Raw genomic sequence first — 18,818 nt, forward strand, 5'->3', positions numbered from 1 at the left:
GGACCCAACTTAGCCGGGCCTGTGGCAGGGTGATCCGGTGCCCATCGAGGACTGGCCGTCGACGGTCGAGGAGGCGCTGGCGGTGCAGGACCGGCTGCGCGGCCGGGTCGAGCCGGCGGACGACTGCCCGGAGCTCCCTCCGACGGTGACGAGTCTCGACGAGTTCTCCATGTGTGTGGGCCTGCGGGAGCCGGCGGCGCGGGCGCGAGCCGGCTGCCACGAACGGCCCGGTCTGCTCGCTCCTCACCCGTCCTCACGCGTGCCGATCGCGCTGAGCCGGGTGTTCGATGAACTCGTCGCCGCCGGCCGCCGGCCGTCGCACCCTCGGTGCTCCGGTGCGCTGACCGGGCGGCGGCCGGCGTCCGGCTGCACCGCACCTCGGGTCGGCGAATCGCGCGCCGAGCCTGGCGCCCACCGCTCGCGGATGCGGTCGGAGAACCCGGAGGAGAGCGAGCCGGGTTACCCCTCCGAGGGGCGCCCGAGCGCCCTGGCCCCGCGCTACCGGCTGCCGGAGACCACGCGGCAGGCCGACCGGCTGTCCCGGGAGGCACTGCGATGAGGTCCCTGGCCGACCTCGACGCCGCCGTCGCCGGTTGCCGTGCCTGCCCGCGGCTGGTGGCCTGGCGCGAAGGCGTCGCCGGCACGAAGGCGGCCTTCCGCGGCGAGGAGTACTGGGCGCGTCCGGTACCCGGCTTCGGCCCGCCGGACGCGTCGCTGGCCGTCGTCGGGCTGGCGCCCTCCGCGCACGGCGCCAACCGCACCGGCCGGATGTTCACCGGCGACCCATCGGGTGATTTCCTGTTCCGCGTCCTGCACGAGGTCGGGCTCGCTTCGCAGCCGACGTCGACGGCCATCGGCGACGGCCTCGAGCTGTACGGCACCCGGCTCGTCTCGCCCGTCCGGTGCGCGCCGCCGGAGAACAAGCCGACGCCCGCCGAGCGGGACACGTGCCGTCCGTGGCTGGCGGAGGAGCTGGCGCTGTTACGTCCGACACTGCGCGCGATCGTGGTGCTCGGCGCGTTCGGCTGGCAGGCGTTACTGCCCGTGCTGGAGGCGGCGGGCTGGCCGGTGCCGCAGCCGCGCCCGGCGTTCGGGCACGGCGCCGTCGTGGAGCTGGGCGACCTGCGGCTTTTCGGCTGTTATCACGTCTCGCCGCGCAATGTCCAGACACGCCGCGTGACCCACGCCATGGTTGCCGACGTCTTCCGCGCCGCGACCTCGGTGACAGCGCCGGACTGAATCGTTACGGAAACCGCAGCGACGCTGGTCACAGCGGGATGGGGCCCCCGAGCGGGGTCGCGGCGGAGGTGTCACCATGAGGACATGGCTGCTGCGAAGTCGAAGTCGGAACCGACTCGGATCCTCGTCCTCGGTGGTGGGTACGTCGGGCTCTACACGGCGTACGGCCTCCAGAAGATGCTCCGGGCCAACGAGGCCTCCGTGACCGTCGTTGACCCGCAGCCCCACATGACCTACGCGCCGTTCCTCCCGGAGGCCGCGGCCGGCGCGATCGAGCCCCGGCACGTGGTCGTGCCGCTGCGGCGGGTGCTGAAGCGCTGCCACGTGCTGACCGCGCGCGTCACCAAGATCGAGAACGACAAGAAGTCCGTCACCGTCGAGGCGGCGGACGGCCACATCGAGCAGCTGGGCTACGACGTCCTGGTCGTCGCCCTCGGCGCGGTGGCGCGCATCCTGCCGATCCCGGGCCTGGTCGAGGAGGGCATCGCCTTCAAGACCATCGGCGAGGCGATCTACCTGCGCAACCACATCATGACCAAGCTCGACGAGGCGGCCAGCACGCTCGACCCCGAGCTGCGCAAGCGCCTCCTGACGTTCACGGTGGTCGGCGGTGGCTTCGCCGGCATCGAGGCGCTGGCCGAGCTCGAGGACATGACCCGGTTCGCGGTGGAGAACTACTACCCGAACATCAAGACCTCCGACATCCGCTGGGTGCTCGTCGAGGCGGCCGGCCGCATCCTTCCCGAGGTCCGCGAGACGCTCGGCGTGTACACGGTCGAGCAGCTGGAGAAGCGCGGCATCGAGGTCTACCTGTCGACGGCGGCGAAGTCGTTCGAAAACGGCCACGTGGTCCTGTCGGACGGCACGGAGTTCGACACGGACACGATCATCTGGACGGCGGGTGTGAAGGCCAACCCGGTGCTGGCCAACTCGGACCTGCCCCTGGACAAGCGGGGCCGCCTCGAAGCCACGGCGGCGATGCAGGTGGTGGGCCACCCGGACGTCTGGACGGCGGGCGACAACGCGGCGATCCCGGACCTGTCCCGCACGGAAGAGGACCCGACGGCGACGTGCCCGCCGAACGCCCAGCACGCGGTCCGCCAGGCCCGCTTGCTGGCGAAGAACATCATCAAGGTCCTGCGCGGCGGCAAGCCGAAGGACTACTTCCACAAGAACCTGGGAGCGGTGGCGAGCCTGGGCCTCCACAAGGGTGTCGCGGACGCGCTGAACCTGAAGATCAAGGGCTTCCCGGCCTGGCTGTTCCACCGCGCGTACCACCTGAAGGCGATGCCGACGTGGAACCGCCGAATCCGCATCCTGTTCGACTGGATCCTCGGCGGGCTGTTCCGGCGTGAGGTGATCTCGCTGGGGCAGATCAACAACCCGAAGGACGAGTTCGCCCGGGTTTCGAAGTCCTGACGCTCTTTCGCTGAATGCCCCCGGCCTGTCTTGGCCGGGGGCATTCGTCGTTTTCGGGGCTATTGCAGGGAAATGACCGGCTGTGTGCCGGTGAGTGACATGGTCTGGACAACTGGGCCGGTGAGCGGGTAAACCCTTTCTTCACAACGCGGAATAAGTCCGCTCCGGCTCCCTCCCACGGTCCCCTCCTTGGAGCTCGCATGCGCGTTTCCCGTGCGCTCGCCGCGGCACTGCCCGCTGTCGTGAGTGCTGCCGTCCTCGCCACGACCCCCTCGACCGCCGCCGCGGCCGGTGGTGCCTTCCCCGCCCACTACGCGGCGCCCTACCTGCAGATCAGCGACGCCGACGCCGGCCAGATGGCCGCCGACATGAACGCGACCGGCACGAAGTTCTACACGCTGGCGTTCCTGACCCCGCAGTCCGGCTGCACGCCGGTGTGGGAGGCGAACGGCACCGGCGTCGGCTCGTTCAAGTCCCAGATCAGCGCACTGCAGGCGGCGGGCGGCAACGTCATCCCGTCGTTCGGCGGCGCCGAAGGCGGTGAGCTGGCCCAGACCTGCACGAACACGGCCAGCCTGACCGCGGCGTACGCGAACGTGGTGAACACCTACGGCACGCCCCGCCTCGACTTCGACATCGAGGGCGGCGTCCTCGGCGACACGGCGTCCAACCAGCGCCGCAACTCGGCACTGGCGGCGCTGCAGCAGCAGAACAGCGCGGTCCAGGTCGACTACACGCTGGCGGTCGACCCGACGGGCATTCCCGGCAACGAGCTCGACCTCCTGCGCGACGCGAAGAACAAGGGCGTCAAGGTCAGCGTGGTCAACCTGATGGTGATGGACTTCTACGACGGCCAGCCGGTCCTGGGCGACGCCCTGTCGGCAGCCCGGGCATCGGCGTCGCAGCTGGCGAGCCTGTACGGGATTTCGACCGCGGCGGCGTACGCGATGATGGGCCTGACCCCGATCGCGGGCCGCAACGACGACGGCGCCCAGTTCAGCCAGTCGGACGCCCAGCAGCTGGAGAGCTTCGCGGCTGCGAACGGCGTGGCGGAGCTGTCGTTCTGGGAGCTCCAGGACTACGACCGGGCGACCGGGTACGCGTACTCGAGGATCTTCAACGCGATCACGGGCGGCACGACCACCCCGCCGCCGTCATCGGGCGGAACGATCACGGGCTACGGCGGCAAGTGCGTGGACGTGGCGGGTGCTGCCACTGCCAACGGAACAACGGTGGACCTGTACACCTGCAACGGGACGAACGCCCAGCAGTGGACAGCTTCCACGGGCACTTTGCGCGCCCTCGGAAAGTGCCTGGACGTCGCGGCCGCGGGCACGGCGAACGGGTCTCGCGTGCAGCTGTACGACTGCAACGGAACGGGCGCCCAGCAGTGGACCCGCTCCGGCACCCAGCTGCTGAACCCGGCCTCGGGCAAATGCCTGGACGCAACCGGCCCCAGTTCGGCGGACGGAACACCCCTGCAGATCTGGACGTGCACGGGCGCGGCGAACCAGTCCTGGACGTTCAACTGAGGCGATCGCCTAGAGTGTGCGGTGCCCCCGTAGCCCAATCGGCAGAGGCAGTCGACTTAAAATCGATTCAGTGCGGGTTCGAGTCCCGTCGGGGGCACCACGCAGACCATCATCACCCTGAACGGCCCCGGCTGACCGGCACGCTGGTCATCGAGGGCACGTACGACCTCTCGTCGATGCGCGGGAGGTCGTGATGGGCTCCTCCGACGGCGTGACCAGGTTCGTGACCACGGTTATGGGCATCGTCATCGGGCTGACCTTCCTCTTCGGTTTCGGAAATGTCCTTGCCTTGGCGCTGCGGATCGGTGTCCCTGCCTACGTCGCTCCGTTGATAGCCCCGGCGCTTGACCTGACCGTCCTAGGCCTGCTCGTAGGGACCAGACACCTAGCCATGCATGGCGCTTCGGAAGCCGTGCTGCGGCCAGCGCGTCGCCTCCTGCTGACGGCCAGCATCGCGACGCTTGCCCTGAACGTCGCTGACCCGCTCTGCGCCGGTCACAGGGGTAAGGCCAGCTTCGACGCGGTTGGGCCGCTGCTGCTCATCGGCTGAGCTGAGGTCGGCTCTGAATTACTTCATGGCTTGCAGGCCACTGGGGCCCCGTTGAAGATCCTCGAGACGGTCGAGCGCGAGACGGCTGTTGAGACCGAAGAACAGAATAGGCCTTGTCGACAAGGTAATCCTGCGACAGTGAACTCTGCATCGAATCTGAATCAGGGGATGAACCGAGAAGAGCTAGAGCGTGCTCGTAGCCTTAATCATGAGCACTGGAGGGCACGCAAGCGGCCGATCTCCGCGGAAACGCTGCGACGCAAGCTTGGAGTTGGCGCCGCGAAATCACGTCGGCTGTGCGCAATTGTGCGGGAGGAGCCGGCTTCGGCTATCACCTGGCCTCGATGACGGCCTGGTGACGGAGGCTGATCCATCGTCGCGAGATAAGCGCGACTCGTCTCGGTATCGTCGGCTTCGACTGCCGAGTCTGGAACTGTTGGTGGCCGGGGCAAAGCACCCGCGAGAAGCCCGGCGGTCACCGAGTCGTGGCCTGAGGGACCTCCGTCCGTCTGGCGCTTGCTTCGCGTTAAGGCTGGCCACCGGCGCTGATCTGTACTGCTGGATTGGCTGTACGAAGTTCATAGCTGGACGCGCGGCCGTTCGCTGACATCTCGGTCGAGCAATGTCGTTACATCCGCTTCCGGAAGGCCTGCGCGTCGGAGGAACTCAGAGTAGGAAACCCCAGTTGTTGTTTCCAGCAATTTCAAAGCTCTCTGTAAGAGAACCGGCACCTCCGGATTGCCCAGCGGGCCCGGCTCGATCTTTCGCCACCCTCGGGCTGACAATGCTTTCCAGGCCTGTGTGTAAACGTGTTCGCTCATAACCCCTAAGGTCTTCGCTCGCACCAGGAGGGCGGCCAGTGAAACATGCCACTTTGCTTTGAGTTGCAGTAATGTTGGCCAATCGAGCTTGGTTGGCAGTTCGTGCTTGATATCGCTGGCCGGCATCAGGAACGCGGCGGCGAACGCGTGGGCTTGTCCTTCGGTGACCTTGTCGCCTATTTGACTTTGATTGCCATGCAATATCAGGTGGCCAAGTTCGTGGGCTGCGTCGAAGCGTGATCGATCACGCAGTCCCTTGTCTGCCCCCAATGCGACGACTGGCCGGTCTGGGAAATTAACACAAAACGCGTCGACTTTCTCGATGCTCACCTTAAAGCGGACGACGATCATGCCGTTTATTTCGAGCATTCTCACGACATCCGGTATTGGGCCGTCGGGAATGTTCCAGTGGCGACGTACTTGGGTTGCGGCTTGTTCTATGTCGGTCGCCTGCAGGGACGGCCCTTCTCCGAGCGGAACACGGGGAAGGTCGAGAGTAGGCAATGCGACGTACTTTTCGAGTTCGAGTGCGAGTTCCCGGGCCAAGTGGACGTAGGCCAATGCCTGTTGGCGGTCGCGGGGAGAAGTCGACCGTAGGCTCCGGAAGAACCCCGCCAGCTCTTCCTGAGCAGGTGGGCGAGCCGGTGCCGCGAAGAAGCTCAGCGGCACGCGTAGCGCAACAGCGAGTCGCTGCAGGGTGGCTGTGGCCGGCCTGGTGTGCCCCTTTTCGAACTGGCTGACTGAGGCCGCCGTAACCGAGCCCGCTTCGCGGGCCAGCTGCACTTGAGTAAGCCCGCGCAACTCGCGCGCCATGCGAAGCCTGCTGCGATCGAACAGGGCCGCGATGTCGCCCGGGTCCAGTTGCGGGTTGTTCACGTCGGCCGTCTCCGCGCCAGTCCGCGTCCGCTCGTGAGCGGACGACTCTCGATCTTGGTCAGTCCGTTCGCATCTTAGGCGCACCTTGGTTACTGCTGGGTCAAACCGGGCTGTGCCGCCGGACACGCCCGGGTGGAGTGTACCGACTAAGCTGTTGGATCCGTCGTGTACTGTGTCAAATCACAGAAGATCGTGTACGAATCTGAGGTTCCCGCCCGCGGGAGACAGGAGCTGCGATGTCACCGAAGGTCACGCATGCTGACGTGGCGGAGTTCGCGGGACGCGCGGTGAACCTGCCTCGCGACACAGCGGACGCCAAGCGCAAGCAAGTGAACACGCTCCGTGAGCGCGTGAAGGGGCACGTCGCGACCAATCCCGGGTTCTCGCTGGTGAAGATGCTGCACGCGGGTTCGGTGGCCAAGGGGACGGCGCTGCGCACCGTCAACGACTTCGACGTGGCCATCTACGTCAAGCGCGACGACGCCCCCGTCGAAGAGGCCGAGTTGGTCGCGTGGACCGCTGACCGCCTCCGCGAGGCGTATAAGGGGCTGCTCGACCCGTCCCAGATCACCCCTGGGACCCACTGCGTGAACGTGCACTTCAAGTCCACCGGCACCGACGTCGACGTCGTGCCGGTGCTCTACGAGGGTGACCCGGACGACCGGGGCTACCTGATCGCCAAGGACGCGGCCGACCGGACGCACTGGTTGCTCACCAGCGTCCGCTTGCACCTCGACTTCATCCGGGACCGAAAGAACGCGTGCAAGCACGACTGGGCGCAGGTCGTGCGGCTGGTGAAGTGGTGGGTCCGCGAACAACGCATGAGCAGCGGCCCGGGCGACGAGTTCCGGTTCAAGTCCTTCATGGTCGAGCTGCTGTGCGCGCACCTGCTGGACACCTCACGCGTCGACTTCACCGACTACGTGACCGCGCTCGACGGGGTCTTCGACTACATCGTGCGGACCGAGCTGCGGGAGCGAATCGCGTTCGACACGTACTACCCGGCGTCGGCCCTGCCGCGCGAGCGGGTCGGGGAGATCGAGATCTTCGACCCGGTCAACCCGAAGAACAACACCGCCCGCTCGTACGAGGAGCGGGACCGCGTCCGGATCGTCGAGGCGGCCGAGGCCGCGCTCGACGCGATCACCGAGGCGAGCTACGCCACGACGAAGGAGCAGGCCTTGAAGTGCTGGCAGGTCGTCCTCGGCAGCCGGTTCCGGGGATAGCAGTCATGACGACGTCCTACACCCGCTCCGAGTCCGGGACCTACAGCTTGGCATCGGCGAAGTATGTTGCCTCGAAGATCGCCACCGACCTGCGGCAGGTCCAGCGCTACTACGACCGCCCGTCCGACAGCGCCATCACGGACTACGCCCTGGAGGCCGCGCTCCTGTCCCACGGCGGCTACGTCGACAAGGTCATCTACGGCTTCCAGCGGGACGGCGACTGGATCCTCGCCCTGGAGTACACGGCCGCGAACGGCACCTTGGTCGCCGACGATCGCGCGGGCGGGATCTACCGCCACGCCGACACCGACGGCGCCGTGTTCACCAGCTTCCTGCATTACAGCTTGAAGTGGTCGTTGCTGCCCAGCACCGACCGGGACGAGTTCACCGAACTGCTGCCGTTCAGCCGCGCCGATGCCCCCGTCCCTGGTTACACGGGCGGCTACCACACCTTTGACCGGACCTACTCGTCCAGCGGGACGGGTTTCACGAGGAGCACGTACCGACCGCGATGACCACCACTCTCAACGACCTGTTCGAGGACGACCTCGACCTCCCCGACCCCGTCGCCCAGCAGCGCTACGCACGTCTGGTCGGGCTCGACCACGTCAAGGCCCGGCTGGCCAGAGAGGCCGAGCTGATCATGCAGCCCGACTTGCTGCGCGAGTGGAGCCTCCGGGCCCACGGCACCGTGCTGCCCGCGGTCGAACGGCTGGCCGACCGGCCACCGCTGATCATCTTCGCCGGCGACGTGGGCACGGGGAAGACTACTCTCGCGGAGACGTTCGCCGACGTCATCGCCCGCAGGCACGGCATCGACGTGCGGGTGAAGCGGCTCAGCCTGCGGGCACGCGGCACAGGGGCGGTCGGCGAGATGACGCGGCTGATCGGTACGGCGTTCGACGTCGTGCTCGATGAGGCTCGCGCGGTCGGCTCGGCACGGCCTACGATCCTCGTCATCGACGAGGCCGACGCTCTGGCACAGTCCCGAGAAGCGAGCCAGATGCACCACGAGGACCGAGCGGGAGTGAACGCCCTGATCCGCGGCATCAGCCAGCTTGCCACCGAGGCGCCGGGAGCCCTGGTGATCATGTGCACCAACCGCATCGGCGCACTCGACCCCGCGATCCGCCGCAGGGCCGCGGCCGAGTTCGACTTCGCCCGGCCCGACGAGGCCCAGCGCGCCGCCCTCCTGCAGTCCCTCTTCGAAGGGATCACCCTCAGCTCTGAGGACTTGGCGCTCCTGGTCGACCTCACCGGCCCGAACGGGCGTGGGTACGGCCACACCTACTCCGACCTGGTCGACCGGGTGCTCGCCGCCGCCTGCATGGCCGCCTACCCGGAACACCCCATCACGGCCGAGCTCATCGCAGAGCAGGTCCGCAGCTGCCCGCCGACGCCTCCGTTCACGACACGGCCGTGAACGTGAACGGCACGTCCGCCGCTGGTCGACCTAGCGCAAGCGGCGCCCGGCTGACGGGCGACGACGTCCAGCACGCCGTCGCCTGGCACGCTGCCCTCCGCACCCTGGTCCCGAATACCGGAGTCCGAGGTGTCACCGTCGAAGCCGTCGAGGCCGGCAACGTCGACGACGTCGTGATCACCAAGGCCCACGGCCCGAACGAGTACGTCCAGGTGAAGGCGACCGTGTCCGCGGAGCGGGCCGCGACACTCGACTGGCTGTGCGAACCGACCAGAGCCGGCGGGGCAAGTATCCTGCAACGGTTCTACCGCGCCTGGATCGACCTCTCCCGGAACGAGACGCGCCCCCAGCTGACGTTGGTCACCACGCGTTCCATCGACCCCGCCGACCCGGTTCTGACCTTGCGCGATCGCCACGACCGCCTCGACGGGCGGCTCCGGCACGCGACATCGGCCCACGCACTCGAAGCCCGGGCACGTCTCGCTCAGCACCTGAACTGCACCGATGATGAACTACTCCGCTTCCTCGCCGACCTACGCTTCCGTACCGACGCCTCCGAAGCCGTTTGGAGGGATCACGTCGCCGAGATCAGCTACGCGGCGGGGGTCCGAGCCGACGAAGCGGCCTTTCGCCTGGGGATCGCCGAAGTCCGGGAATGGGTCAAGACCAACCGGGTAGAGAGGTCGGCCGACGACATCCGTGACGCGATCGACCGGCTCGGGCTTCAGGCCACCGAGCCGTTCACCGTCCTGGCCATCAACGCCCTCGACGACCACGTCGTCCACCCTGACGCGGCGGTCACCCTGGACTGGGTGGACCGCTTTCGGGGAACCGAAGCACGGAACCGCAGGGGATTGAAGAGCCCGCAGGAGTGGGAGACGGTCCTCCGGCCCCAGCTTCTTGATGCGCAGCGCGAACTCCGTCGTCTTGGAGCACGCCGCATCCTGATCACCGGCACTATGCGGCTTCCCACCTGGTTCACCGCTGGAGTGATCTTCCAGGAGACTGCAGGGTTCACCGTCGCGAAGGTTAAAGACGGAGAACTGTGGGTTGCGCCGACCGGTGTCCCGCCCGCGGCGATCTCCTTGTCCGGCTCCGTTTCCGATCTTCCGGTCGGGCGGGACGTGGCGTTGGCCCTCGCGATCTCCGCAGATCTCACCGCCGATGTTCGCGGGTACCTCGCCTCAACCGGCCGGGACATCCCGTTGCTGACGGTCCGCCCTGCCGCGGGCACATCGAACGCGAGCATCGCCGGCCTGGAGCACGCCTTCGGGGTTGCGGTTGCCGTGCGGGATATCGCTCGTGAGATCGGCCGCAAGGTCCGGCCTCCGGTGCTGCATCTCTTTCTTGCCACGCCCGCCGGATTTGCGGTTCTCCTCGGCGGGATCTGGGACAGGGTTCCCGCAACCCAGACCTACGAAGACCTCACTATCGACGGTTACGAGCCTGCTTTCGTCATACCCAACTAGAGGTCGTGGTGGAATAACCGGCCTAGCCTCCCAGTCTTCTGAGTCGTGCGGGGCAATAACCGCGGCTGATTTTAGTGGACGGTTGCCGCCACCAACGTCGGAGATCGGCCTGCAAATCGTGTTCGGTGTTTCCGAGGTGCAAGAGTCGGCAGATTCCCGGAGATTCCGGCGTTATTGCGAATTTCGACCGGGAAGCGAGGAGTTGAAGGTCCCGTGGATCGGTGCTCTCCCAAAGGACGGGCCCCCGATCCATCTCGCCTTCCAACAGGTGCCAGTCGTTACTCGTGCAGCGAATCGCCAGTTCGTCCGCCAGCGGCCAAGGGGCCTTCCACTTGGCCGTGAGGGTCTGGTCAAGTTGTCGTGCGGTCGGTGCGGCGACGAATTTGTGCGTTGCGTGGGTGATGGCGTGCCGAAGGTACCGGACCAGTTCCGGTAGCGCGGTGGTCCCGTTCAGGCGCGCACCAACTTCGATGCCGGATCCGGGCTCGAGGCCGTGTGTGGCGTCGAAGTTGGCGGAGAACAGCAGGCCGGTTCGATCGTCTGCAACGACGGCCTTGGCGTGGTTGAGGTCGTCGGCCACGAGCCGGACGCCGAGGTCGTGGAGTGCGCGGGCGTCCATGACGTGGTCATCCCGGTTGTTGCGAGCGCGGACGATCAGGTCGACGGTTACGCCACGCGCAATGGCAGACTCCAGGGGCTTGAGCAGTAGTTCGGGACTCGCGCGAAGGCCAGTGAGGGAGAAACTGGCGAGCAGCAGTGAATCTTGCGCTTCATCGATGGTCGCGTGGATCCCGCGAAGGATGTGGTCCTCGGCGCGGGTCCAGATGATCGCCGCGTCGGGCTCCGGCGGGGGTGCGGGCACGGTGAAGGTGACTTCATCAGCGGTGCGCCGGCGCGCGACGTAGTCGCCTGGCGTGTTGGGCATCTCTCTGTTGCATCCGGCTTTCCACATCGTGGCGAACAGTCGCGCGAGGCGGTCGACTTCGGCGTGGTCCGTGGTCGTTACGCCGACTTCGCCAACAACGGTGAGTGCCCGCGTGTCGAGGTTGGCACTACCGACCCAGGCGACGCTGTCGTCCACAACCACAAATTTGGCGTGGCAGTTCTCGTGTCCGCGTACCGCCACGCCATTGCGAGTGAGTACCTCGAATCGCTTCTTGGCAGTTTCGACGTCGGGACCGAATTTCTTGCCCTGTTGTTCGCGTTCAGCCAGTTCGGCGAGGCCCTGGCGGAGGCTGCGATCGCTGAGTTCGCTGATGACATAGACCCCGCCGGTGAGCCGTCGAGCGGCGTCGGTCAGCGCATTCAGCACTTCGTCGTCGCCGATGATGAAGCTGGTTACGAAGATTTTGCGGCGCGCGCTGCGGATGAGCTCTAATACAGCGGAGCGTAGGGTCTTCGGTGATTCGCGGTAGGTACTGCAGAATCGCCAAGGGGCACGGTCTCCACCTCCAGTGCCGATGAAGGGTTGCTGCGGTGCGTCGGTGAGCAGGAAGTACCCCGTGCGGGATTCGAGTGCACCGAGATCGAGTACACCATTGATGTGGCTAGACATAGTTGAAGTCCTCGTCTTCCCGTAGCGCGTGGACCAGCCAACGGTGTCCGAGTTCCCACACCCGGCGACGGAGTGCTTGTGCGCCGCCGGAACGGTTGATTGGTTCAGGACTGGCGGCTGCGGTCGCCGCGGCAGAGTGTGGGTTGGCGAGCATCGCGGTGATCAGCTCGTCGCGGTCGAACCAGGCCTTCGCGCCGCGATCGGCAGGTACGAAGCGCACGGCTGTCGTCAAATGGGTGTGGCGGTCGCTGATCTGCAGACCCGCGGGTTCGGTAAGAAGCCTCTGATCGGCGACGGCTTTGGCTTGCTCGGCAGTCAGGGCCAGCGTCCACTGAGCTTGCAAGCCGGGCTGCAGGAGGTGGGGACTCAGTGTTCCGAGGGCGAGCGCGGTGACGGCGGCGTCGCGGTTCTCCAGTTGTCTGGCCTGGTGCAGAAGCTGCTGCCAGGCGGTCACAAGGCCGCGAGCCCCGCTCAGGTCGAGCGTCGCCGTCTTGGGTTCACCGCCTCCGTTCCGGCGCCGGGACGCATTCACCGTGAACATCACGGTGGGTCGGTCGGTGTCCCATACGACGGTTGCTGAACCCGACACGCTCACCGCGACGGGAATGGGCAACGTTCGATCCGTGCTCGCCATGGCAGCGACCGCTTCGCTTCCGAAGGGCTCGTCGTCCGCCAGTCCGACCACTGACGAAGGGAGGCCCGCGATCCGGTTGGCTCGAATCCGCTCCGTGAGCAGGTCGCGAGCGGGCATCGCCCCGATCTCGGGGGCGAGGGGTGCGGGCAATGCGTGCTTGCCGACAGCGCGCTCGAAGTCACCCAATCCGCCGTCCACGGCGAGCAAGTCGTCCGTTTCGGGGAGCAACAGGAAATCCATCGTGGTCGTCCGGCGTCGCGTCACGTCGTCGTCATCCGCACCGGACGTCCTCGTAAGTCTGAGCACCTCAGAGTCCCAGGTGACCAGCTCGAGTGCAGCGAGCCGGCGGGCGAGCGCGGCGAACACGAATTTCGGCAGGCCGGTGATGTCGGCGAATGTGGTGGCGTCCAGCGGGCTGAGGTGTGCTGTGGCCTCGATGACGAACCTGTCGAGTTCGTTGAGCTCGACAGGATCAAGCACGACGACCGGCACGTCGCGCCACCAGATCGCGGGCAACAGCACTTTGTCGACGATGAGTGTGGGTGGTTGCGTGGCCGGGGCTGTCGGGACCCGCTGGAACGCGATCACCGTGGTGTCCCCTCTTGTCCGGGCACCCAGTCGTCGCGGAGAGTGAATCCGTCGTTGACGGACAGGGAAAACATTGAATGGTAGAAGCGCTCCGCGCCGGCGACGCCGTTGAGTGCTTGTAAAGTCGGTCGGTGGCCTAGTAGTACCAGCGACCGCCGGGCGCGGGTGCATGCGACGTTGAGTCGGTTAATGTTTTGCACCCAAGCCCCGTATTCCGGCGGTGCTTTGAGGTCGGTGCGCGGTCGGCGCGATCGGTTCTTCGGCTTGCCGTAAGTGCGGCAGAACGAAACGATGACAATGTCGCTTTGCTGGCCTTGAATGCGGTCGACGGAATCGACCAGTTTGAACTCCAGCCGACTGAATCCCTGATAATGAGGGTATCCCAGCTCGGTACGAATGAGCTTGGCCTGTGCAGCATAGAGCGACAGTACGCTGATCGACACCCTCCCGTGTGGGTGTATGGTTCGCAGGTCTTCCTCCCACTGGCGGCACAGGCTGGCGACCCACCGTGCTTCGAGGGGGTTGACGAAACTGGTTCCCAGGTTCTCGTCCCACGGATCCGGCTGTGCCGAAGTGTCAACGAACACCACAGGTGTTGGGAAGGCGGCGCTCAGCAGAGGGCCTGGGTGGTGGTTCATCAAATCAGGGGTGAGGTACTTGTCGTCGTAGACGGGGCCCTTAACGAGTAGTGCAATTTCGGCGGGCATGCGCTGTTGGTAGAGAAGGCGGCTGCGCAGCTCTGGCACTACTTCGGCGACTGCGCGTTCGAACAGGCTCGTGACCAGGTGTTCGCGCATCGAACGCAGCAAGGTCGGTTCTGGTTGTGCGGTGCCGTGGGCGATGTGCCGAATCTGCTCTGCGTACGTCGGACGGTAGATGTGGGGCCAGCTGCCGTCTTGAATCATCCTGGTCGCGATGTCATCGACGTTGCGGATCCGGAACGGATGAAGGCCGGCATCGTCGTCATCCTTCCACAAATTCGCTAGCTGGCTCACCGCGTCGCTGATGGTGGTCTGTGAATCGCGTTCGGCGAGATGGAGTGCGGCTAAGGCGTGAATGTGGTGTTCGTCCGCGGACTCGACATAAGGTGGCAGCTGTTTCTCATCTCCGATCAAGATCCAGCGGCGCGCTGCACGGGCCGGGATGAGGAACTCCGCGCCGGTGACCTTGCTTGCTTCGTCGACGATCAGCGTGTCGTAGTCCAGGCCACGGAAATGCGGGTCGCCGCCGAACCCGGTGGTAGTACTGCACACCAGGTTGACCGCACTGAACAAGGCCCGACGCAGTACTCTCTCGGCCTGCTCTTGGTCGGTTCGTTCATCCTGCCCGGTCAGGCCAAGCAGATTGAACCAGCGGTACTGGGCGGCCAGGAGGGGACGTAACCGAGTACACTCGCGGTCTATGTCCATGATGCGAGCTTCCGCCGTCGAAAGGTCGGCAGGTGGTACGCCCGGCCCATGTCGGGCGAGGTTCTGCTCGGCTCGTTCCCGACTTGCGCGAAGCTCCCGAGCGCGCTCTGCGGCAGCTATGACGGAGTCCTCGTCGCGGCGAGCCGCCTGTGTCAGCTGTGACATTGCTTCGTGGTAGGAGCGAAGCTCGATGTCGTATCGTTCGGCGGCCGCCGTGTATGCAACGGTGGCATGGTGTAAGCGTCTCCGGATTGAGCGCAGCCGGTGCTGGAGCCGGGCGGCAGGTCCGATACCTAGCCAGCCGAGCAATGGCGCGATCGAGCTTCCGTTGTGCGATCCAGCGGCGAGCCGATAGCTGACACCAATCTCGGCGATTCGCAACTGGTCAATAGCCGTCGCACATTCGGATACTGCGCTGCGAACCTGCTGCATCCGGACTGATCGTTGGTGATGTTCCTGTGCGCGGCCGCGGTTGTTGGCCGTCTGCGATGCCTCGGCGGCGTGGTGTCGTTCCTCAGCTTGTCTCAGCTGCGTCGCGACGGTTCGCCATTCGACCAGGGCTGCGCGTTCGCCGACTGCGTGGTCAAGTTGCGACTGCCACTGCGCGGCCTTGCTGCGGTGCGGGGTGTGTATCGAACCGGTCAGCAGCGCGTCGTACCCGCGTTTGGTGAACCGCTGAGCTTCGGTGGCCACCAGGCTGTCCTTATAGGATAGCCGCAGCGGCAGTACGCCCGGTTCGCTGGCCAGCCGGCTGAGGACCTCGTCGACAGCAACGTGGGTCGGGGCTGTCAGCAGCACCCGCTGGCCTTGTTCGACCAGCCGACTGACCACATCGGTGATGACTTGGGTCTTCCCGGTGCCCGGTGGTCCCTGGACGAAGTACGCGTGTGGTGCCACCATTCCACCGGCGACGGCGCGGAGTTGCTGGTCGTTCAGGGAGCGGTTCGCTTTGGGAGAGATGACGGGCAGTCCGGCTGGCGCGGCGAGATTGCCGACGTCGCACAGCAGCGAAGCGAGGCTGGTCCAGTTGCCTACGACTTCTTCGTCCATAAAGGCTCGTACGGCCATCAGGTGTCGCTGGTAGCGGAACGCGTTGGCCTCCTCGGCCCGGATTTCGCGTCCGGGGAAGAATCGACGGCGCAGGCCCGCGAGCTGACTCGGTTCGGTAGGCCAAGCGAGGACCATAACGTCGTCGACGACTTCGAGCAGAATCAAACGGACGGCGTCGCTGTCCCCCTCGTCTGCGCCACGGATGGTGATGAGGCTGCCTGCGCTACCGCCCAGTCGCGCGGCGACGTTCCCGCGGAGGACCAGTTCTCGGGCGCGGGCATCGTCTGCGCCGAACCAGGCTTCCCCGTCGATCACCACCGCCGGCCCGGCTGCCTTGTTCTCTTCCGCGCGTTGGCGGCTCAGTTCGAGTAATGCACGCAAAGCCCCGTACTGCTTGCGCACCTTCCCGCGCAACTCCGTATGACGACGGGGTGTCAGCGTGACACGGGTCAGTGTGCGAGCGGCCTCTTCGTACCGCCGACGATCCCGGACCTGCTTACCCAAGGGCGTAAGGTCGTAGATCACCTTGCGATCGGGGGTGTGAAGGGTTACTTCCGAGGGCAACGTCGGGAAACGCCACTCCGACGGTGGGCCGGATTTGTGCCACCTGGCCGAATCCAGTACCGCCAGCTCCCCGGGCGATCGTTCACCACGACATGGCTCTTGGTGCAGCATGATCTGCATGTTCTTGGTGATCATGCGGAACCTTGCGTGACCACGGCGGTCGACTTCGGTCATGCTGACGTTGAAGATGCCTTGCTGTAGCAGCTCGTCGATGACCGTCTGCCTGGTCATCCCGACGCCGGCGAGCCGGTTGTCGAGCTCGGAAAATGCGGTCAGGGCGAGGACCGGGCCGGAGCGGGGAACGCCGCACTTCGTGCGCAACAACTCGCGAAGCTCATGCGACCACGGGTTTCTCGCGCGCTGGTTTGTATCGGTCATCAGTTCAGCTCAGTCGCCCGTAGGAACCTCAGTTCGTTGCGTTGGCGGTCGATGTCCTGGTCGGTGTGCTGCAGGTTCCAGTAGGCTGACAGAACCACCGTCGCCTTGTCGTTCAACCAGGCCGACGCTTCGACGTCGACTGCTTGGTATCCATGTGCGAGAACAGACTTGTTGCGCGCTTGCGCGCCGTTGCGCAACAAACGCAACGAGTCCGCGTCGTCGAGTTCCGCAGCCGACGCCAGTGGATCAGTGAGAACGTGTAGCAGAACCGCGCCGGCGAAGACCCCTACGCTCGGCGGTAGAGATCGAGATTTGACCTGGCCGTCGACTTCGTTGACCACGCTCCGGTACCGGCCACGCAGGCCAGGCACGTCGGAGGTCAACAGGTCGTAGTCCGGATTCTCGCCGTCGAAACCCGGGTGAGTGTTCGCCAGCCGGTTGAGCAGGCATCCCTCAATAGTGCGGTAGGAGAACAGGGCCGCGAAATCTAGTCGTCCCAGCCGACGGTAGTGATCGTCCAGCAAGTGAAATCCGAGCAGTAGCGCCGACCGGTCACCGTCTGCCAGTCGCTGAAGGAAGTTCAACTGGGCCTCGATGGCCGAGAGGAACCGGCTAGACGCCGTAGTCCGTAACGGCCGTAGGTTTTCTTCGACGGCGCTGATCGCGGCCGGCAAAGCCAGCAAGTCCAGATCGCACCAGGCGCGGTACAAGGCCGAGAGAGCCATCATGAACCGAGCGCGGGCTGGTTGCGCCAGGCGGGCGGCTAGCTGTTCAAAACGGAGGCGCGCCGCTTCGAACGCACCCCCATCGAAGGTGTTCTCCGCGGCTCGCATCTCCTGCTCACCGAAGAGCGACGTCGGGTTGTCGAGTAACAGCAACCGGTCCGACCCTGGTATCGCCTGCTTCAGGCCGGGGTCGTAGTCTCCGTCGAGGTAACAGAGCCCGAGATTGAGCTGCCAGGCGGCCAGTGCGGCGGTCGCGCTCATCACCTTGCGGCCGCCCGTGATGTCGATGTACGCGACACCCGAGCTGCCGTTAAGACGAGTATGGTTCTCCAGCTCATCCTTGACTATGCGGTAGATGCTTAACGGGTCGGTAGGTATGCACACCCTAGACGTGACGTCCGCCAGCTCCAGGCCATCCCGGTGCACATAGGCCGCGATCGTGTTGTAGCTGCTGCGAGCGTTCTCGGACGGGATCACCACCAAGCGCCGCGGTCGTAGGGTCTTGTAGGCCAGAATGGTGGTGCGCGGGGAGAAGCCTGCCATGCTGATCAGCAAGTCCACCGACCTCGGAAGACCGCGCACCGCGCGTCGCGCCAGCTCGGCGCAGTCATCGATGAGGTGCGTTAGATAATACCGAGTTGCCTGCTCGTAGGCGGACCCATCGCCGAAACTCTCGTTGCCTTCACTGATGTGCCGCATGTGCTGCACGTGCTCGTCGAACGTCGTGGAACCGCTCGCCATCAACCGCGCCTTCCTGACTGGCCTCCCCCGAGAGGCAGCACTATAGCCAAGAGCGGAGAGCAAGTGGCAGTAACCGCCAATCTCACCGAACACGGTTAGTTGACTGGAGGACAATAAGGAGAAGGTGTCCGGGAGTCGTTGGATCGGACCAGGGGCGTCGGTTCGCGGGCTGCCGCTCTGTCGAAGGCGCTAAATCCGCCCTTCACCCCCTAGTGCCCCGATCTGGCGTAGGCTTCTACCTGGGCGGTGTACGGCTGCGCTGTGGCAGGACGATGCGCCTCCTGCGATCGATATCTAAAGCGCGGGGGTGCTGCGCCCGGCCACTTCGGCCAGTCCGGGCGCGGCGAACGAGCGCCTGAGCCAGCGTTCGCGGTTACATCGTGCACAGCTTGGCCACTGTATTGTGAAAACGTTTCCTGCACCGCGATGTCGACCTCGTCGGGATGTAACCGGGCAATCAGCTGAAGAAGCTTCACGAAGGTGACGAAGCCCCTGAAGCACGCGGCTGAGCAACACTTACAGAGCCAGGTCTTCCTCGTTCGGCCATTCGGGACCGCACAATGGCTCGTCTTCTGATTTCGGTTTCGAGGTCATGGTTTTCAGTCGCCGCCGGCCTTGG

At 65.6% G+C, this 18,818-nt stretch carries 14 protein-coding genes and 1 tRNA gene; 10 read left to right on the plus strand and 5 right to left on the minus strand.

Annotation, left to right across the window (positions count from 1 at the left end):
* Positions 1–37: 37 nt before the first annotated feature.
* From HUT10_RS51325 to HUT10_RS51330, 6 genes are all read left to right on the plus strand, one after another.
* Positions 38–559 carry an endonuclease V gene (locus HUT10_RS51325; protein ID WP_254897129.1) on the plus strand — a complete coding sequence of 174 codons (522 nt, stop codon included), beginning with the start codon at positions 38–40 and terminating at the stop codon, positions 557–559.
* Positions 556–1,239 carry a uracil-DNA glycosylase gene (locus tag HUT10_RS33550; protein WP_176174852.1) on the plus strand — a complete coding sequence of 228 codons (684 nt, stop codon included), beginning with the start codon at positions 556–558 and terminating at the stop codon, positions 1,237–1,239. Before HUT10_RS51325 ends, HUT10_RS33550 begins: the two co-directional genes overlap by 4 nt.
* An 84-nt stretch (positions 1,240–1,323) precedes the next feature.
* Positions 1,324–2,658, plus strand: coding sequence for an NAD(P)/FAD-dependent oxidoreductase (locus tag HUT10_RS33555; RefSeq protein ID WP_176174853.1), 1,335 nt, complete (start codon positions 1,324–1,326; stop codon positions 2,656–2,658).
* Positions 2,659–2,858: 200 nt separating this feature from the next.
* Complete coding sequence (locus tag HUT10_RS33560) at positions 2,859–4,190, plus strand: ricin-type beta-trefoil lectin domain protein (protein ID WP_254897130.1); 1,332 nt, start codon at positions 2,859–2,861, stop codon at positions 4,188–4,190.
* 23 nt (positions 4,191–4,213) lie between these two features.
* Positions 4,214–4,290, plus strand: a tRNA-Leu gene (locus HUT10_RS33565).
* Between the two features lie 93 nt (positions 4,291–4,383).
* The gene (locus tag HUT10_RS51330; RefSeq protein WP_254897131.1) at positions 4,384–4,740 is read left to right on the plus strand and encodes a hypothetical protein; all 357 of its coding nucleotides are present in this window, start codon (positions 4,384–4,386) and stop codon (positions 4,738–4,740) included.
* Between the two features lie 578 nt (positions 4,741–5,318).
* Here the strand turns inward: HUT10_RS51330 and HUT10_RS33575 are convergent.
* Positions 5,319–6,437 carry an ImmA/IrrE family metallo-endopeptidase gene (locus HUT10_RS33575; RefSeq protein ID WP_176174854.1) on the minus strand — a complete coding sequence of 373 codons (1,119 nt, stop codon included), beginning with the start codon at positions 6,435–6,437 and terminating at the stop codon, positions 5,319–5,321.
* A 236-nt stretch (positions 6,438–6,673) separates the two neighbouring features.
* Between HUT10_RS33575 and HUT10_RS33580 the strand changes: the two genes are divergently transcribed.
* From HUT10_RS33580 to HUT10_RS33595, 4 genes are read left to right on the plus strand one after another with little or no spacing between them, the layout of a single operon-like run.
* Entirely contained in the window at positions 6,674–7,663 is a 990-nt protein-coding gene (locus HUT10_RS33580) for a CBASS oligonucleotide cyclase (protein ID WP_176174855.1), read from the plus strand.
* 5 nt (positions 7,664–7,668) lie between these two features.
* Positions 7,669–8,178: a hypothetical protein gene (locus tag HUT10_RS33585; RefSeq protein ID WP_176174856.1), complete on the plus strand. Its 510-nt coding sequence runs from the start codon at positions 7,669–7,671 to the stop codon at positions 8,176–8,178.
* Positions 8,175–9,086 carry an AAA family ATPase gene (locus tag HUT10_RS33590; protein ID WP_176174857.1) on the plus strand — a complete coding sequence of 304 codons (912 nt, stop codon included), beginning with the start codon at positions 8,175–8,177 and terminating at the stop codon, positions 9,084–9,086. The genes HUT10_RS33585 and HUT10_RS33590 overlap by 4 nt, the downstream gene beginning before the upstream one ends.
* Positions 9,083–10,555 (plus strand): SAVED domain-containing protein, encoded by a 1,473-nt coding sequence (locus HUT10_RS33595; protein ID WP_176174858.1) that lies wholly within the window; start codon positions 9,083–9,085, stop codon positions 10,553–10,555. Before HUT10_RS33590 ends, HUT10_RS33595 begins: the two co-directional genes overlap by 4 nt.
* A 22-nt stretch (positions 10,556–10,577) precedes the next feature.
* Here the strand turns inward: HUT10_RS33595 and HUT10_RS33600 are convergent, their stop codons facing one another.
* The 4 genes from HUT10_RS33600 to HUT10_RS33615 are packed head-to-tail and all read right to left on the minus strand — an operon-like array spanning position 10,578 to position 18,199.
* Positions 10,578–12,110, minus strand: coding sequence for a phosphatidylserine/phosphatidylglycerophosphate/cardiolipin synthase family protein (locus HUT10_RS33600; RefSeq protein ID WP_176174859.1), 1,533 nt, complete (start codon positions 12,108–12,110; stop codon positions 10,578–10,580).
* Positions 12,103–13,332, minus strand: a complete 1,230-nt coding sequence (locus HUT10_RS33605; RefSeq protein ID WP_176174860.1) for a hypothetical protein — start codon at positions 13,330–13,332, stop codon at positions 12,103–12,105. Before HUT10_RS33605 ends, HUT10_RS33600 begins: the two co-directional genes overlap by 8 nt.
* A complete protein-coding gene (locus HUT10_RS33610; RefSeq protein WP_176174861.1) occupies positions 13,329–16,733 on the minus strand; it encodes a DEAD/DEAH box helicase in 3,405 nt (1,134 codons plus the stop codon). The genes HUT10_RS33605 and HUT10_RS33610 overlap by 4 nt, the downstream gene beginning before the upstream one ends.
* Positions 16,733–18,199: a TIGR02710 family CRISPR-associated CARF protein gene (locus HUT10_RS33615; RefSeq protein ID WP_176174862.1), complete on the minus strand. Its 1,467-nt coding sequence runs from the start codon at positions 18,197–18,199 to the stop codon at positions 16,733–16,735. Before HUT10_RS33615 ends, HUT10_RS33610 begins: the two co-directional genes overlap by 1 nt.
* Positions 18,200–18,818: the final 619 nt, after the last annotated feature.

It is taken from the genome of Amycolatopsis sp. Hca4 (assembly GCF_013364075.1).
GTDB lineage: Bacteria > Actinomycetota > Actinomycetes > Mycobacteriales > Pseudonocardiaceae > Amycolatopsis.

Coding starts and splice junctions, on each gene's coding strand:
- HUT10_RS33550 (WP_176174852.1), top strand. CDS start 556: ATGAGGTCCCTGGCCGACCTCGACGCCGCCGTCGCCGGTTGCCGTGCC.
- HUT10_RS33555 (WP_176174853.1), top strand. CDS start 1,324: ATGGCTGCTGCGAAGTCGAAGTCGGAACCGACTCGGATCCTCGTCCTC.
- HUT10_RS33560 (WP_254897130.1), top strand. CDS start 2,859: ATGCGCGTTTCCCGTGCGCTCGCCGCGGCACTGCCCGCTGTCGTGAGT.
- HUT10_RS51330 (WP_254897131.1), top strand. CDS start 4,384: ATGGGCTCCTCCGACGGCGTGACCAGGTTCGTGACCACGGTTATGGGC.
- HUT10_RS33580 (WP_176174855.1), top strand. CDS start 6,674: ATGTCACCGAAGGTCACGCATGCTGACGTGGCGGAGTTCGCGGGACGC.
- HUT10_RS33585 (WP_176174856.1), top strand. CDS start 7,669: ATGACGACGTCCTACACCCGCTCCGAGTCCGGGACCTACAGCTTGGCA.
- HUT10_RS33590 (WP_176174857.1), top strand. CDS start 8,175: ATGACCACCACTCTCAACGACCTGTTCGAGGACGACCTCGACCTCCCC.
- HUT10_RS33600 (WP_176174859.1), bottom strand. CDS start 12,110: ATGTCTAGCCACATCAATGGTGTACTCGATCTCGGTGCACTCGAATCC.
- HUT10_RS33610 (WP_176174861.1), bottom strand. CDS start 16,733: ATGACCGATACAAACCAGCGCGCGAGAAACCCGTGGTCGCATGAGCTT.
- HUT10_RS33615 (WP_176174862.1), bottom strand. CDS start 18,199: ATGGCGAGCGGTTCCACGACGTTCGACGAGCACGTGCAGCACATGCGG.